This is a genomic window from Micrococcaceae bacterium Sec5.7 (assembly GCA_039636785.1).
Classification (GTDB): Bacteria; Actinomycetota; Actinomycetes; order Actinomycetales; family Micrococcaceae; genus Arthrobacter.
In genome coordinates, this window is the sequence record CP144169.1 from 474257 (window position 1) to 489224 (window position 14968).

15 protein-coding genes and 1 pseudogene are annotated in these 14968 nt (G+C 65.5%); 7 read left to right on the forward strand and 9 right to left on the reverse strand.

What is annotated here, in order from left to right:
• The first annotated feature begins 597 nt into the window (after positions 1-597).
• Together V3C33_02130 and V3C33_02135 are read left to right on the forward strand one after the other, a co-directional pair.
• Entirely contained in the window at positions 598-861 is a 264-nt protein-coding gene (locus V3C33_02130; GenBank protein ID XAS68155.1) for a hypothetical protein, read from the forward strand.
• Between the two features lie 404 nt (positions 862-1265).
• Entirely contained in the window at positions 1266-1538 is a 273-nt protein-coding gene (locus tag V3C33_02135) for a hypothetical protein (protein ID XAS68156.1), read from the forward strand.
• A gap of 635 nt (positions 1539-2173) precedes the next feature.
• Here V3C33_02135 and V3C33_02140 read toward each other — a convergent pair.
• From V3C33_02140 to V3C33_02160, 5 genes are all read right to left on the reverse strand, one after another.
• The gene (locus V3C33_02140) at positions 2174-2581 is read right to left on the reverse strand and encodes a four-helix bundle copper-binding protein (protein XAS68157.1); all 408 of its coding nucleotides are present in this window, start codon (positions 2579-2581) and stop codon (positions 2174-2176) included.
• A gap of 119 nt (positions 2582-2700) precedes the next feature.
• Positions 2701-3183 carry a hypothetical protein gene (locus tag V3C33_02145; protein XAS68158.1) on the reverse strand — a complete coding sequence of 161 codons (483 nt, stop codon included), beginning with the start codon at positions 3181-3183 and terminating at the stop codon, positions 2701-2703.
• Between the two features lie 184 nt (positions 3184-3367).
• On the reverse strand, positions 3368-4435 hold the full coding sequence (locus tag V3C33_02150; GenBank protein ID XAS68159.1) for an NAD-dependent epimerase/dehydratase family protein: 1068 nt from the start codon (positions 4433-4435) through the stop codon (positions 3368-3370).
• Positions 4432-5313 (reverse strand): MTAP family purine nucleoside phosphorylase, encoded by an 882-nt coding sequence (locus V3C33_02155; GenBank protein XAS68160.1) that lies wholly within the window; start codon positions 5311-5313, stop codon positions 4432-4434. Before V3C33_02155 ends, V3C33_02150 begins: the two co-directional genes overlap by 4 nt.
• Before the next feature lie 7 nt (positions 5314-5320).
• Entirely contained in the window at positions 5321-6751 is a 1431-nt protein-coding gene (locus tag V3C33_02160; protein XAS68161.1) for a glycosyltransferase family 87 protein, read from the reverse strand.
• Between the two features lie 111 nt (positions 6752-6862).
• Between V3C33_02160 and V3C33_02165 the strand changes: the two genes are divergently transcribed.
• Together V3C33_02165 and V3C33_02170 are read left to right on the forward strand one after the other, a co-directional pair.
• Positions 6863-8059, forward strand: coding sequence for a molybdopterin-dependent oxidoreductase (locus V3C33_02165; protein ID XAS68162.1), 1197 nt, complete (start codon positions 6863-6865; stop codon positions 8057-8059).
• Positions 8056-8520 (forward strand): hypothetical protein, encoded by a 465-nt coding sequence (locus tag V3C33_02170; GenBank protein ID XAS68163.1) that lies wholly within the window; start codon positions 8056-8058, stop codon positions 8518-8520. Before V3C33_02165 ends, V3C33_02170 begins: the two co-directional genes overlap by 4 nt.
• Here V3C33_02170 and V3C33_02175 read toward each other — a convergent pair.
• The 3 genes from V3C33_02175 to V3C33_02185 are packed head-to-tail and all read right to left on the reverse strand — an operon-like array spanning position 8460 to position 10569.
• Positions 8460-9185 (reverse strand): class I SAM-dependent methyltransferase, encoded by a 726-nt coding sequence (locus V3C33_02175; protein ID XAS68164.1) that lies wholly within the window; start codon positions 9183-9185, stop codon positions 8460-8462. The two genes, V3C33_02170 and V3C33_02175, sit on opposite strands and share 61 nt — an antisense overlap.
• Positions 9182-9847, reverse strand: coding sequence for a DUF2064 domain-containing protein (locus V3C33_02180; GenBank protein XAS68165.1), 666 nt, complete (start codon positions 9845-9847; stop codon positions 9182-9184). The genes V3C33_02175 and V3C33_02180 overlap by 4 nt, the downstream gene beginning before the upstream one ends.
• The gene (locus tag V3C33_02185; GenBank protein ID XAS68166.1) at positions 9844-10569 is read right to left on the reverse strand and encodes a glycosyltransferase family 2 protein; all 726 of its coding nucleotides are present in this window, start codon (positions 10567-10569) and stop codon (positions 9844-9846) included. The genes V3C33_02180 and V3C33_02185 overlap by 4 nt, the downstream gene beginning before the upstream one ends.
• A 415-nt stretch (positions 10570-10984) precedes the next feature.
• On the opposite strand from V3C33_02185, the gene V3C33_02190 reads away from it, so the two are divergent.
• Positions 10985-11110 (forward strand): hypothetical protein, encoded by a 126-nt coding sequence (locus V3C33_02190; protein XAS68167.1) that lies wholly within the window; start codon positions 10985-10987, stop codon positions 11108-11110.
• A gap of 203 nt (positions 11111-11313) precedes the next feature.
• Here the strand turns inward: V3C33_02190 and V3C33_02195 are convergent, their stop codons facing one another.
• Entirely contained in the window at positions 11314-12240 is a 927-nt protein-coding gene (locus V3C33_02195; GenBank protein ID XAS68168.1) for a ferritin-like domain-containing protein, read from the reverse strand.
• An 869-nt stretch (positions 12241-13109) separates the two neighbouring features.
• On the opposite strand from V3C33_02195, the gene V3C33_02200 reads away from it, so the two are divergent.
• Together V3C33_02200 and V3C33_02205 are read left to right on the forward strand one after the other, a co-directional pair.
• Complete coding sequence (locus V3C33_02200) at positions 13110-13790, forward strand: haloacid dehalogenase type II (protein XAS68169.1); 681 nt, start codon at positions 13110-13112, stop codon at positions 13788-13790.
• A gap of 309 nt (positions 13791-14099) precedes the next feature.
• Positions 14100-14967, forward strand: a pseudogene (locus V3C33_02205) (IS5 family transposase).
• Position 14968: the final 1 nt, after the last annotated feature.

The window sequence follows — 14968 nt, forward strand, 5'->3', positions numbered from 1 at the left end:
CTGTTCCCTTGGCGGGTCTGGGGTGGCTGATGATCTCGGTGCTGTGGGGGTCGAAGAACAAGATGGTGGCCTCGTGCACGGTTGCGCCGATGTGTTCCTTGCCCATCCTGAAGTGGGTCCCCAGGACGGTGGCGCAGCCCTGGCGGTCGACGCGCCGTTGGGTGCTGCGGGGTTCCGCGCCGGCGGCCGCGCCGGGTTCCGGCGGTGTGGGTCCGGGCGCCTTGGGAGTGGCGTCTCAGGCCTCCTGCGGGGTCAGGCCCGGGGGCCAGGGCCTGGTGTTCGCGTTCGGTGTTGTAGTAGCAGTCGAACGCATCGATCTGGGCCCGCAGCTCGGACGAGGGTGCCGGTTATTTCCCCGCAGGTTCTTGGCCGATCCGGACAATCCGCCGTGGGCGGCCGATAGGCTGGTGCATGAGAAGGCCCTCATCCCCGTCTCATTCTGGTTTCACACTTGCGGTTCAAGATGGGAGCTCCGGAGCAGACGATTTCGATGAAGAAGCTGTCCATGCCGGGCAGTAATCGTGCAGGATCGACAGCAACTATGACACCGGCGCCACCGGCGCGAACAGACAGCCCACAGAACCGAAGGAGCCCGAAATGCGCAGGGACTCAGCCAATCTTCAGGAGCCCGTCTTCTCAAAACGAACGGCGTTCCCGGGCCCGCGCGCGGCTTCGTACGTCATCATCGATGAGTCCGGACTCCACCGACAGGTCCTGGACATCATCGATGATGTCCTCTCCACGTCCGGGCCCCGGTCCGGGGTCCGCATCCACCTGTTGCGGCACCTCGCTGAGAACCCCGACTGTCCCCTACAAGCGATGTTGGATCATCTGCGGGACCAGGGATACCCGGAGAGATAAGGACTGCACCGCTGGATTTGGGGCAGCCTGCCGACCAGTATCTTTCCTCCTGGGCCCGGCCCGGCCCGCCCCGCGGACAGCAGAGCGCGAACGGCCGATCACGGCGGGCACAGTTACCATCACGAAATCCTGTCCACTGAGCAGATGCGGGCGATACGACAGCGGCGCCAGGACGCTGAAGAGAAGCTTAGGCAACACCAGCTGGAGGCCCGGAATAAACCCAGGGACGAAACCGGTTCCGGAGCAGCCCCGGCCGGTCACTGACAGACCGGCCGTCACTTCTCCGCCGGAGGCTCCGCGCCTGTGGAACGCTGGAAGGCGGACCGGGTGGTCTTGGGGCTTTTCGTTGACCCATTCACGCCGTTGCAGTAACGCATTTCCATCCCAGGAGGCAGGAGACCGGCATGACGAAGGTGCCGTTGGACGAGTTTTTGTGCGAGTGCGTCGACCGCAGTCCGGACCATGACGGACTCGCCCTGGAGGAGCTGTACGGGCTCTACGTCAGCTGGTGTGTCCTGAGGGAGACGGAACCCGCGTCCGACCGGGCATTCAGAGCAGGCTTAGGGGAGGCGAAGATCAACCCGGTGCGGCGCGGCCGGTGTCCGGGTCTGGCAATGACAGGGTCTGCGTCTGCGGATTACATCGTCCATCGCGAGCTGCCTCTCGTTGCTCTGTAGACCGATGCCTTGATGGGAGCTGTTACCCGTTGGCTCTTCCGCCCCTCATGACCCCCGCGGGGTATTGCCAGCCACGGCCGTAGCCGCCGGATCGCCGCGGAAGCAGCGACCCGGCAAGCGGTGGCTATGGCATCGCGGTGGTGATGTCGACCAGCCAGGCGACGCCGAACTTGTCGGTGCACGTTCCGAATGAGTCTCCCCGGGTGCCGGTTCCAGCGGCATGGACACATTGGCGCCCTCTCCCGGTCCTTCCCGGACAAGCAGGCCGCCGTGGGCTCCATGGATTCACCCTTTATCTGACCAGGACGGTGGCGCGGGAGGGACCCCAGGCTGCCGCCGAAGCGGTCCGCCGCGCCTTCGCCAACAGGAGTGTTATCAAACAGGCCAAAGGCATCATCCTGGGAGTCCTGGATGTCGGGGATGAAGGGGTATTCCATGTTCTTCGCACCCAGAGCCCCCAACAACACCAAGCTTTTCACGGTCGCCGCCGCTCTGGCCGAGGCGCGGGCAAAGTGCCAGCGACACTGCGCCGGTGGGCGGCACCAAAAGGCTGAATACTCCGCCAGCCGCGCCACACCGTCCGCTACCCGGAGCATCCGGTGCGGCCGTTTCCCGGATGCCCCCTTGCCGGGTCCTCAGGCCAGCGCTGCCAGGAGGGCGGTGCAAGCGGCTTCGCACCGGCGGCAGGCCTCGGCGCAGATCCTGCAGTGTTCGTGCATGCCGGCGTGCCGCTCGCAGTCCTCGGCGCAGGCCGCGCAGGCTGGCCGGCAGGCCTCGAGCAGGGCCCGGATGGTGTGGGCGTTGCCACCGGTTTGGCGGGACAGAACGTTGCCGGTCGCGGCACGGATGTCAGAGCAGTCCAGATCCGTGCGGATGCATGCGGTCAGGTCGGCGACCATGTCCTCGCCCAGACACGCGTCGGCGCAGGCGGTACAGGCCTGGGCGCATTGAAAGCATGTGGTGATGCGGGTCAGTTGGTTCTTGTTGACCGTGTGCGGGCCCCGGGGGTGGGCATCGAGCATTGCGCTGATGTGGTGGGTCATGATGCGGCTCCGTTCTTGGGTGATGGGGCGGCCGTCAGTTCCCGGCTCTGGCGCCCACCTAGTCCCGCGGTGCTCCGCTGTCTGCCCCCGGATCCGCCGCGCCAGACCTGCCGTGCTCGCTAGCGCAGTATCAGCTTCAGCAGCACGATGAAGAGTCCCGGGAGGAAGAGCAGGAGACGGATGAACGCACCGGTTGCTTCGGCAGCCTTGATCAGACGGGGTTCGGCCGGGGTCCGGAGACCGTACATCGCCGTTGCAATCCGGACCTGGTACAGGACTGCCTCCCGGCGGAAGATGAACCACACCACAGCAAGGAGCATCATCGCAAAGCCAAGCTCCACAGTGATGCCCGTGCCCCCTGAAGAAGGGATGCCTGCCCCGTAAACCACGGCAACGTCAAGGCCGATGGTGCCCAGGGCGATGCAGCCTGCAAGTTGCCCCCGCCGGCGCACGCTGGTCGCGGCATTCTTGGGCGGCGGCGGTTGTTCATCGTTGCGCCCCGGCTCGCTCCCGATCCGGTCGCCCCGGTTCAGGGCGATCCAAAGCGCGACGGCGGCTGAAACGAGAAATCCACCGAACAGGACAAAGAACGGGTCAGGCATGGGTTCAGGAAGCGTCGGTGGGCTGGAAGGTGGTGCCGCCGTCGGAGGATCTGATCAGGTCAAGTGGGTTGGCGGTCAGAACTGCCGCCGGCCGCGGGCTGGATGTGGATGGATAGGGCATGGTGAGCTCCAGATATCGGATGTAAGGCGGCGGCGGGGCCGGAGGTGCTGGTCAGAGGGCGCGTCAGGCGCCTCGCAGGGGCGCGGTGGCAAACTCGCGCATGCCGTCGTCGAAGCCCACAACCGGGGACCAGCCCAGCTCGTCTTTGATGCGTTGCGATGACGCGGTGGTGTGCCGGACGTCGCCCAGCCTGTACTCCCCTGTCACCACGGGAGCCGGGCCGTTGCTGAGTGTGCTCAGTACCGTGGCCACGTCACCGATAGTGTGCACTTCGTCGGCCCCGACGTTGTAGGCCCGGAAGTATGCGCCTGGGCCGGAGTCCGGATTGAGGCCGAGGGACTCCGCGGCCATGATGTTCGCGGCTGCCACGTCCCTTACATGGACGAAACTGCGCCGCTGTGCGCCGTCTTCGAAGACCCTCGGAGCCTCGCCGCGTGCCAGGGCGGACCGGAACAGTGAAGCGACCCCGGCATAGGGGGTGTCCCGCGGCATCCGCGGGCCGTACACGTTGTGGTACCGCAGGGCGATCGCCGTGCCGCCGCCTGAACGGGCCCAGGCTGCGGCGAGGTGTTCCTGGCTCAGCTTGGATGCGGCATAGACATTCCGGGGGTCAAGCCTGGCGTCCTCGGTGACCAGCGCCGGGGAGAGGATCGCTCCGGTCTCCGGGTTCCGCGGGTCGTAGATTCCGGCGCGCAGGTCCGCCTCCGTTCGCGGCCCGGGCCGGACCGGCAGCCCGGTGCCGGGGTCGGTGTAGGCGCCTTCGCCGTAGACCACCATCGAGGATGCAAGCACCAGGCGGCGGATTCCCTGCCGTTCCATGGCAGCAAGCAGGACCGCCGTCGCGTAGTCGTTGTTGCGGATGTAGTCCGGTGCATCGGCGAAACTGACACCGAGTCCCACCTTGGCGCTTTGATGGCACACGGTGTCCATTCCATCCAGCGCGTGCCTGACGGTGTCCGCATCCGCCAAGTCGCCGGTCACGAGTTCAACACGGGGGTCCAGCCGGGGCGGGCCCGGATGGATGCCGGGGTCCAGGGAGTCCAGCACACGCACCTGCCATCCTTTGGCCAGTGCGGCGTCAACAATGTGGGAGCCGATGAAACCTGCCCCGCCGGTGACAAGGAGCCTCATCCGGCGTCCACGGATGTGCGGGAGACCGGCGGCGCCATGATCCTGTCCACAGCTGCCTGGTCCATGAGCCGCGGCGGGACATAGTCATCGCCGATGGCTGAAACGGTTGCCGCCAGGACCGTGAGGATGCGCTCCTGGGCCGTCCTGAGCCGTTCAAACACGGCGCCGGCAGTGACGGGAGCTGATCCATCGTGGCCGGTGTCGGAGTCGGTGATGTAGGCCAGATTGGCGAAACCCATGTTGAGTTCAGCGGCCAGGACGGGCTCCGGGTACTGGGTCATGCTGATGATGTCGGCACCGCCGGCCACGTACCAGGCCGATTCGGCCTTCGTCGAGAAGCGTGGCCCGTTGATGACCACCACCGTCCCCGCAGCCGCGTACAGGAGGCCGTGGGCGGCCAGCGACGCGGACAGACGCGCCCGCAGCGCCGGGCAGAAGGGCTCCGCGGCCGGCAGGTGCTGCACCCCGGCCGGTTCGGCGCCGTCGAAAACCGCGCCGTCGAAGAAGGTGTCGCACCGGCCCCAGGTGCGGTCGATCAGCTGGTCTGTCACCACAAAGGTGTCCGGACCATACCCTGCCCGCAGGCCGCCGACGGCCGACGATGAGATGACTGCCTCGACGCCCAGGCTCTTGAGAGCCCACAGATTGGCGCGGTAGTTGATCTTCTGCGGCGGGAGCGAATGCCCGGCGCCGTGCCGTGGGAGAAAAGCCACCGTCTGGCCGGCTACAACGGCCAAAGTGACAGGGCCCGACGGCGGACCGTAGGGAGTATCAATGGTCACCGTTGACTGCACGGTGGCTCCCGGCAGCCGGTAGGTTCCGGATCCTCCGATGATGCCGATGCGTGTCTGGACGGTGTGGTGCTGCGCCTGATGCATAACGCCATCATGCCATTCGGGCAACGGACAGGATCCCCGCGCGTCGCCGCAGCCAGGCCCCCGCTGCAATGGCGAACGCTGCGGCGAGCAGCACGGACTGGTTGATCAGCTCCTTGTGGGGAGTGGCTGATGGCACCATGTAGATGACATCAAGGGCAAGGATCACGGTGATGTACTCCCACCGCCGGCTCAGGACGATGAACGGCAGCAGCATCAGCGCGTACCAGGGGTAGTCGGGGCTGACGATCAGCAGCGTCAGCCCGATCATGGTTGTCTGCCGCTCCCAGATGTTCCCCGCATTGCTGGTGCGCAGCACGGCCAGGGCCACCAGGGCCAGTGCCGCGGCGCTGAGCAGCGGGGGCCACGGTCCGGCGGAGAGGATCTGCGCCAGTCCGAATCGGATGCCGCCGGCCTGGCTGTAGCCCTCTTCCTTCAGATACCCGGGCAAAAAGCCCAGGACGCCGGCACCGGCAGCCAGCAGATAAGGCACGTACAGGGCGGCAAAAGTGCCGATGGCCGCAACAATAAAGCGGGCCGGGCGTTTGAATAGCAGGGCGGGTGCGGCGATCACGGGAATGAGTTTTGTGGCCACCGCGGCACCGAACGCGACGCCGGACCGGAGGGGTTTGCCCGTGACCAGCAGCATCCCGGCGGCGAGGATGAGGGCACCACCGAGCACATCGACGTGGGCGTTGTTCACCGCTTCGAGCTGCACCAACGGGCTCCAGGCCCACACCGCCGCCAGGTGGACGGGCAGCCCGGTGCGGGCCAGCGCCCTCATCAGCATCAGCGCGACGGCCACACTGATCAGCAGGCCGCCCAGTTGGAAAGGCAGGAAACCCACAGTGTCCGGGACGGCCGCACGGACGGCGAAGAAATAGATCTCCGCGGTTGGTGGGTAGATGGTGGGCACGTGGGGCCGGTTGATGGCCGTGCACAGGGGGTTACCGGACGGGAAACCGGAGGCAGCCACGGAGCCGGTCCCGAAAAGGTCCTCCGGACAGAGAGTTTTCCCGTCGGGTCCGGACGTTCCCGGCGCGAACAGCCAGGCAGGCCGGTGCCCGGCAAGTGTTTCGTCAACAGGGACGAAGGCATAGGGGGAAACCCCGGCCTTCTGCACGATTCCGTCCCAGGCATACCGGGCGGAGTCGTTGCTGGTCCGGGGCGGGGCGCTCATCGCGGCCACCCCCAGCAGCAGCGTTCCCGCAATGATCACGGCGCCGATCCGGCGCCGTGATACGTGCCGCAGAATGCGGACGGCAACGATGAGAACCAGCCAGGACACACAGGATCCCAGGACAGGCGCCGGATCAAACGGGTTGCCGGGCAGCACCATCCACCACAGCACAACCGCACAGACACCCAGCAGCCCCGGCAACACCACCCACAACGCGAAACCGTTACCCGCCGGTGCCTGTCCTGCCGATTTCGGTTCCACCCCTTGATCCTGCCCCATGCCGTCCCCGGGCGCCGAACCATTTCCGCAGGCTTCCGCGTTTCGTAAGGTTTCAGGCCACCGGTGCCGACGCAATGGTGGTGTGATCGAACTATGCAAAAGCTCACTGAGGCGTTGGCCGCCAAGTTTGCCTCGCCGACGCGAAGCACGCGTCTGACGGTTGTTCTGGGGCGTTGGCTGGGGGTGAGTTTTACTGTCTGTTTCCTCACCGGTCTTTTCAGCCACGGGCTGCAGAACCCGCCGGACTGGATGTTCTTCCTCACCCGTCCTGTCTGGATTTACCAGCTGACACAGGGGCTGCACGTGACCGCGGGCATTGCCTCGATTCCGTTGCTGATGGCGAAACTGTGGTCCGTTTACCCGGAGCTGCTCAAATGGCCGCCGGTTAAGTCAGTGATCCACGGGCTGGAGCGGGCATCGATCGCCCTGTTCATATCCTCCTCACTCCTCGAGCTGATAACAGGCCTGATCAACACCTACAAGTGGTATCCATGGCCGTTTCCGTTCCGTGAAACCCACTATTGGCTGGCCTGGGTGATCTGGGGCTCGTTGCTGCTGCATATTGCCGTGAAGCTGCCGGCGATCATGACCAATTGGAGAGGACGTTCCGTCCGTGAGTCGGAAAGAACCGCGGGCGACGGCGACGCCTCAGGTTCTGCTGCCGGTCAGAGTGCCGCCGTCGTTCCCGCACCGGGGCGCTGGTCCAGGCGCGCGTTCCTCGCGGGAGTGGGTGTCACCACCGGCGCGCTGGTGCTCACCACAGCCGGGCAGTCCTTCTCCTGGCTTAGTCCGCTGAATCTGTTCGCGCCGCGCAAAATGGGCACGGGCCCGCAGTCCGTTCCGGTCAACCGGACGGCGGCCGACGCCAAAGTGGCGGAGCTGGCGCGGTCAGCAGACTGGAAGCTGGCCGTTACGTACCGCGGTACCAGCCGCGCCTTCAGCCTGACCGAGCTCCGCGCGTTGCCGCAGCAGGGTCACGAGTTGCCCATTGCGTGTGTGGAAGGCTGGAGCCAGACGGCCCATTGGCGGGGAGTCCGGATGCGGGACCTGATCGCCGCCGTCGGTGCTCCTGCGGAGTCGGCGCTCCGCGTGACAAGCCTTGAACCAGAGGGTGTCTACAGGATCATGGATATGCCCGCAGTGTACGTCCAGGACGAGAAAACCCTGGTGGCGCTCGAGCTCAACGGCCAGGTCCTGGACCTCGATCACGGATACCCGGCCCGGGTTATCGCGCCCGGACGCCCCGGCGTCCTTCAAACCAAATGGCTGCAGTCCGTGGAGGTGCTGTGAAACCGTCCAACGCCCTCAAATGGACCCGGATTTTCCTCGGCCTGGCAGGCGCCGGGCTGGCCGTTTACGGCCTGCTGGGTCTGCCCACCCAGCTCGGCTTTCCGCAACTGCTCGGACTCCTGACCTGGTTGGCTAGCGCGATTCTGCTGCACGACGGCGTGATCGTCCCGTTGTCCACGCTGGCCGGCGCCGGGCTGACGCGCCTGAGCTTCGGGCTCCGCCCGGTATCCGCCGCGGTGCTGCGGGGCGCCCTCATGACGGGTGCCGTGATCACGCTCGTTGCCGGAGTGCTGCTCAAGGCGCAGTCGGTGGCCCGGAACACCAGCGCACTCGAGGAAAACTATGCCGCGAACCTCGCCTGGTTCTGGGCGGTTCTGGCCGCGGCCGCGGCCGCGGTGATCTACGCCGTGGAGCGCAGGGGCAAGGCGGCGGGCGACAGCCGGCAGAACACTCTGCCCTGAATCCGCTGCGTGGACACTACCGCCCAGCCGGTCCTCCGCGCCCGGGATTCCAGCGCCGGCAGTCCTGCCCTGGCCCAGGAGAACGGCTCGCTCAGGTTCCCGTCGCCGTCCTCCAGCACCGCCCGGTAAGCCGCGTCGACGTCGTCGTCCGTTTCCACCTCCACGAGCAGCGTTCCCCGCGGCGCAATGAGTTGCCGGCAGCGGCGCAGCAGGGAGCTGATGCTTCCCCCGATGCCGATGTTGCCATCAAGGAGGAGCAGGGATTGCCAAAGCCCGGACTGCGGAACCGCGGAGAATACTGACTGCTCAAGTGCCCGGGCGCCGCGGCTGCGGGCGCACCGGACGGCCTCCGTGCTCGTATCGATTCCGAGTGCTACGAGACCCAGCGACTGGGCGGCGGATAACATCCTGCCCGGACCGCAGCCAATATCGAGCACCGGCCCGTCCAGACTCTGCAGGAGGAGTCGTTCCAGCGTGCTCGCCTCCGCGCACCAGCCGAGGACATCAAACTCAACAGTGCAAGTGCCGGTGCAAGAGCCGGTGCGGGGGCCGGCGCCGTCGGGTCGCAGCGTCAGCGTACCGCCGCCAAGCCGCAAGGCGCGTGCATATGGTTCGCGGTGGCCCTGGCCAAAAACGGCCGGGGCGGCGCTGACCGTTGAAGTCATGGCCGCGCTCCGGCGTGTAGGTTTTCGCCGGCGGCAGCCACCGCGGCAGCGAAACGAGTGCCGGGGATTTCGGCAGCGATCTGCACGGCGTCGTCAAAATAGTCCATGTCTCTCAGGGCAGTCAGCTGTCCAACCGATAGGCCGGCTGCGGACAACCGGGCGAGCTGTTCGGCTCCGGTCGTGCCAGTGGACATCGGTACGCCCCTGATCAAGGCGCCGTCGGGCCGGCGCAGAGCAAGCGCCCAGAAACCGCCGTCAGCGGCCGGGCCCAGCCAGGCATCGTGAACCGGAGCTGCCGAGGCCCAGTCCCGGAGGAGGGGAGCGGCATGCTCCATTGAAAACTGGGGTGTGTCCATTCCAATGATCAGCAGGGGCCCGTCCACGGAATCGCAGATGGCCGCCAGCCGTTCGTCCAGGGAGCCGCCGGCCTGGGCCACAACCGTGAACCCCGCGGCATCCCGGCTCCGAGGAGTCCCGTCGATGACCAGCATCCGTTCCCGCGCCGGCAAGAGCCGCACCGTCTCCAGCGTCCGCGCCAGGCTCAGTTGTGCAATGTAGGCAGCCTCCGATGGTGTCAGCGGCGGTGTGAGCCGGGTCTTCACCCGCCCGGGCAGGCACTCCTTGGCGATGACCGCAACAGCCAGATCCATCGTGATGTTCATAGCTGTTCTTCGCTGCCGCTGGCATTTCGGACCGGTCCGGCCGCCAGGGCTGCTGCTGCAGCCTTGAGCTGGACGGACATGTCGCGCACTGCCGTCACCGTTCCCCGGACGGTTCCGGTGACTTTGGATTTTCCTGTGCGCGGGACGTATGCCACCGGAAGCTCGACGATCTTCCAGCCGCAAAGGCTGGCCTTGAGGAACATCTCCAGCGGATAGCCGCTCCGGCGGTCTTCGAGCCCCAGAGACAACAGCTCAGTGCGTCGGGCGGCCCTCATGGGTCCCAGATCGGTGACAGACTCGCCGGTGAGGCGGCGCAGCCGCCAAGCCAGGACTATGTTGGCCACCCGGGCATGAAAAGTCCATGAACCGCGCTGGGGCTGCCGGCTGCCCAGGACAAGGTCAGCCGCGCCCGCAATCACAGGTTCCAGCAGGCCCGGCAGCTGGGCCGGGTCCAGGGACCCGTCACAGTCGCAGAACGCCACAAAGTCCGCGGTCGCAGCGAGCAGCCCGGCATGGGCCGCCGCGCCGAAGCCCCGCCGCTCCTCCCGGACCACCATGGCACCAAGATCCGCTGCGAGTTCACCTGATCCATCGGCCGATCCGTTGTCCACCACAATGGCCCGGTACCCTGCCGGCATCCGGGAGAGAACCCAGGGCAGGGCCCCGCGCTCATCGAGGCACGGCAGCACAACATCCACACTGGGCCCGGGCGTTTGATTCATCCTTCTACGCTATGGTTTCCGGCAGCAAACTTCGCGCCGATTTCCTTACGGTATGGGGACAAACGGCCTCCGAGGCCCCCGTTCCGGCCGCTGAGTCCCTGCAGGTGCATCCGGACCCGCTTTGGATGCGGTGCGCGTAAGTAATGGCCATGCTCCCCTGGCCGCGAGAGGGGGCGGGAGGGGGCGGCCGCCTGCCCGGGGAACAAGGACCGGACGAGGTTGCCCGCCCCCGTCTCACCCGGCCCGGGGTGCCGGCGATCATCGACGCCCATTTCCCGGCAGCCTCCGCCGGTGCCCTGATCGGATAATCCGTCCCTCTAACCGGGGCGAAGAAGAGCTACTGGCCCTCGGCGCCGGGACCGCTCTCTGGCTCACGGAAGCCGCCGCAGCCGGGACCGCGAAAATCCGGCACAAAATGGAGCGCTCAGTGACCCTGGCGAAGGTCCTGGGCACCGCCGGCTGGGCCAACTTCGGCACCGCCACACCCATGACCGCATCCGCCGTTGACGGCGATCTTGAAGGAGCCACCGATGAGCACTAGAACCCTTGCCGTGCCCGGGCCTGGAAAATCGCCGACTTCGACGGCGGAGACCATGTTTCCGCCCATGCCGACGACCACGACAACCCATCCGTCAACTGTTCGAGGCCAGGCCCGCGGGTTGAGCGGGCAGTCCCGGCGACATCAGTCTTCCTTGTGGGTCTGGTATTGCGGCGGCCGTCGCAGCATATCCGGATGGGAGCGTATCAGTGGCCGCCACTCCTGTGGATGGACCCGTTGACTCCGTCGGGGAAGAACCCGCCGGATGTGACCGATTTCGGTGTCAGATAGGCGATGTTCAGTACCTGCGCGGCGGTGCGGCTGAACGCGAGACCGTTGCGGTCGGTCGGCACGAGGTTGGCCACCTTAGGGGTTCCGATGCCCTGATCAAGGTCCGTCCTGCCGTCCAGGCTGTCGCGGGCGTCAGAGATGGCCTGCGCCGGTGCCTGCAGATCCCTGGCGTACAGGGTGGTCCTGATAATGCCGGCGTGGTAGGCCTCCACGGCAAGAATGCCGGCTGCCGCCTCCAGGTATGTTTTGTTGTCGATGAGCGGGGCAGCTCCCTTATAGGCGGTGACTCCGACGTCTTCGAAGATAAACGCCCCGAGCAGGAAACTCGTTTCGTCCTTGAACGGGCTGAAGGTCTGGTGTGCGGTGATGAGCCCCGCAGCGCGGGCGGCAGCGGTGAAGCTGGCGTCCAGGTCGATCTTCGGGCGGGCTACCGCGGCTCTGCCCAGAGCGCTGCGCAGGAAGGCAACATGGGATTTTTCGTCGGCCGCGATTTCCCAGGCGTACTTCTGGATCGGGCTTCCGGCCTTGAAAGGGACCTGGTGGCCGCCGGTGACCCTGCCCCGTGTGCCCTTGCCCTCGGTGAGGTTATCCCTCAGGCCGTGGCCCGTCACCGCGCGCAGATAGAATTCTGCTTCAAGGTATTCCAGGTTCAGCGCAAAATTCAGGATTGCGGAATCACTGGGGCTGCCCGCATCGTCATTGGCGGTTGCGGTGGTGGCGGACAGCAACGCGACGGCGCCGCCAATCCCTGCTGCACCCGCGGCTCTGAACAGCCGGCGGCGGTCCAGGCTGTCCTCCGCGCTGCGGCTCATTGCATTGTTGATAAATTGCTGGTCGAACATTGAGTGCTCCTGCCATAGGTTACAACCATGAGACCGATGACAGGAGTAGAATACCGCGATCGTGTTTCCGGAGGGAAGAGTCCGACGAGACTCACGTATAGTGCTCGCGAAATGGGGTGCGTGCCTGATAAGAAGATTAGGTGAGCACGGGTGGTGACATTCCTGATTCTGGTTCATTGACTCCGCGGGGTTATGCGGAGTGTTGCTGTGGGACTGGAGCTGGCTGATTGCGCGGGACTTCGTATTTACCGGGGCGCGTTGGGTGAAATAGTCGACTCCCGGCTGAGAAATAGGTGCTCCTGGACCTGGACGCCGCCAATGCTGCAACACCGAGGGCGCCTTTAAGGTGGTGGTTGCCCTCCAGGGTTATGGTCGATTTAATCCGCCGCAGCCGTCCTAAGATCTTGCGCAGCAGCCGTCCAAAACCTTCTAATTCGTCCCTGACAGCAGGGCGGTGCTGGTATGGGAAGGAGAAAATGCTTACGATTCCAATACCAAGACGACACGTGGGGCAGCGTCGAGGGATCCCCCTGGACGGGTCCTGTGGAGGCCTTTGTCGATTTTTGCCGGACCGGGTCATGGCCACAGTCACTGACGACCGATACCGGGGCATGGGGTTGGCTTGACAGTCCGATGTCGGCGGCGCAGTCTGGAGCGACCGGACCAGGTCCGGCGCGACAACGTTTTGTCGCTTGGATGTCCGGGCTGGCCACCGCGGCGGTCAAGGTCACCGCAGGCGGGGCAGACCCAACGAGCCGGCAGCTGCATTGGCCGTGGGCTCGCACTTGCCGGCCGCGGCGGTCAGCTGTGAGCCTGAGCGTGTGGGCTAATTTCCGATCCTTCCACCGAACAGATAAAAGGAGCCGTTCATGAACGATCCAGTGGCAGTGATTGTTTTTGACGTCAATGAAACCCTCTCGGATATGTCACCCATGGCGGACCGGTTCGCTCAGACGGGGGCCCCGGCGTTGCTGGCTAAAGTGTGGTTCGCGGGACTGCTGCGGGACGGTTTTGCCCTGGCTGCTACGGGCGGCGGTGAAAAGTTCGCCGTGATAGCGGCCGAATCACTGCGCGGAACACTGACGGGGCTGCCATTGAACCGCACCGTAGAGGAAGCCATCGACCACATCATGGAAGGGTTCGCAGCCCTAACCCTTCATCCGGACGCGGCGGGCGGGGTCCGCGCCCTTAAAGCCGCCGGATTCCGGTTGACCACCCTCAGCAACGGCTCGGCCGGGGTGGCAGAAAAGCTACTCAGCGACGCCGGCATTCTGGGCGACTTCGAACGGCTGCTCTCCGTCGAGAACGGCCCCGGCTGGAAACCACTCCGTGGATCATACGACTACGCCGCACAAACATGCGGGGTGGAAACGGCCCGGATGCTGCTCACCGCCGCCCACCCCTGGGACATCCACGGAGCCGCCGGTGCCGGAATGCGCACAGCATGGATCAACCGCACCGGCACACCCTACCCGGGATATTTCACGGCACCCGACATCACCATCAGCGCCCTTGACGAACTCGCCCCACGCCTGACCTCCAGCCCCTGATGCCCGTCGCGGAGCACACTGTTCGTCAACTTGCCGGCCGCGGACAACCCGTGGAGCTACCTGATCCATAATGCCCGGCGCCCCTGTTTCCGAAGCCGACGACAGGTGTTCCCTCATCACGATGTCCGTGCCGCCGGTGCCAGCACCGTCCTCACACCCCCTCTCGTGCTCGTCAGCACCGAGCCAGCGGGGGACTCGCCGCGGTACTCCACGGGGGCCGCTCGATGTATACCCGAGCGGCTGGCGCCGGCAATGGCAGGATTGAAGCTTCCTCCACTAGTCGAGAACGCATCGTTGAACAGGAAGCTTGTGCCCGCCGTTAAATCTTGCATCATTCAACCCATCTGGCACCAATTCGAGGTTCTGATCCCTCCGGTGATCGATTCCCACCCGTTGGGTTGCCGTCGGCCCCGGGGTGCCGGGCCGCGTTGTCTTCGATAAAATCGTCCAGGTTCTCGTCTTCGGTGTCGCCTACCAAAAGATCGCCGACGCCACCTGCTCAGCCACCACGATCCGTCGTCGCCGGGACGAATGGAACAAGGCGGGGATCTTCGAGGAACTGGTGCAGATCTGCCTTGAATCCTATGACCGGGTGGTCGGCATCGACTTCGAAGACCTCGCCGCGGACAGGTGCATCGTCAAGGCACCGTGCGGTGGTGAAGTTGCTGGTAGATCCCCGGTAGACCGCGGAAAACGAGCCACCAAACGCTCATTGCTCGTTGACGGGAACGGCATCCCCCGCTGTACACGGAAATGGCACCAGCGAACCGGCACGGCTCGCCCCTGCTACGCCCCACGTTGGAGGGTCTGGCACGGTTCGGTTTCTACCTGCCCGAGAACATGACCGTGCACCTGGATGCCGGATACGACTCGAAGAAAAACCGTGACCTGCTTGAGGAACTTGGTTGCGATGCAGAGGTCGCCACCAAGGGAATCCCCTCACCACCCCAGGTCGGGAAAGATGGGTGGTCGAGCGAACGAATTCCTGGCACAACCGCGGCTTCCACAGGCTGCAGATCTGCACCGAAAACGTGCAACAGTCATCCGGGCTTTCATCGCCCTGGCCAACGCCATCATCATTACCGGCAGGCTCATCCGCGAAGCCTGGACCACCCGCCGCTGGGGCAAACGGCCCAAACGCCGCCCCTGGCCTATTGGCGGAATCTCTAAGACATGAG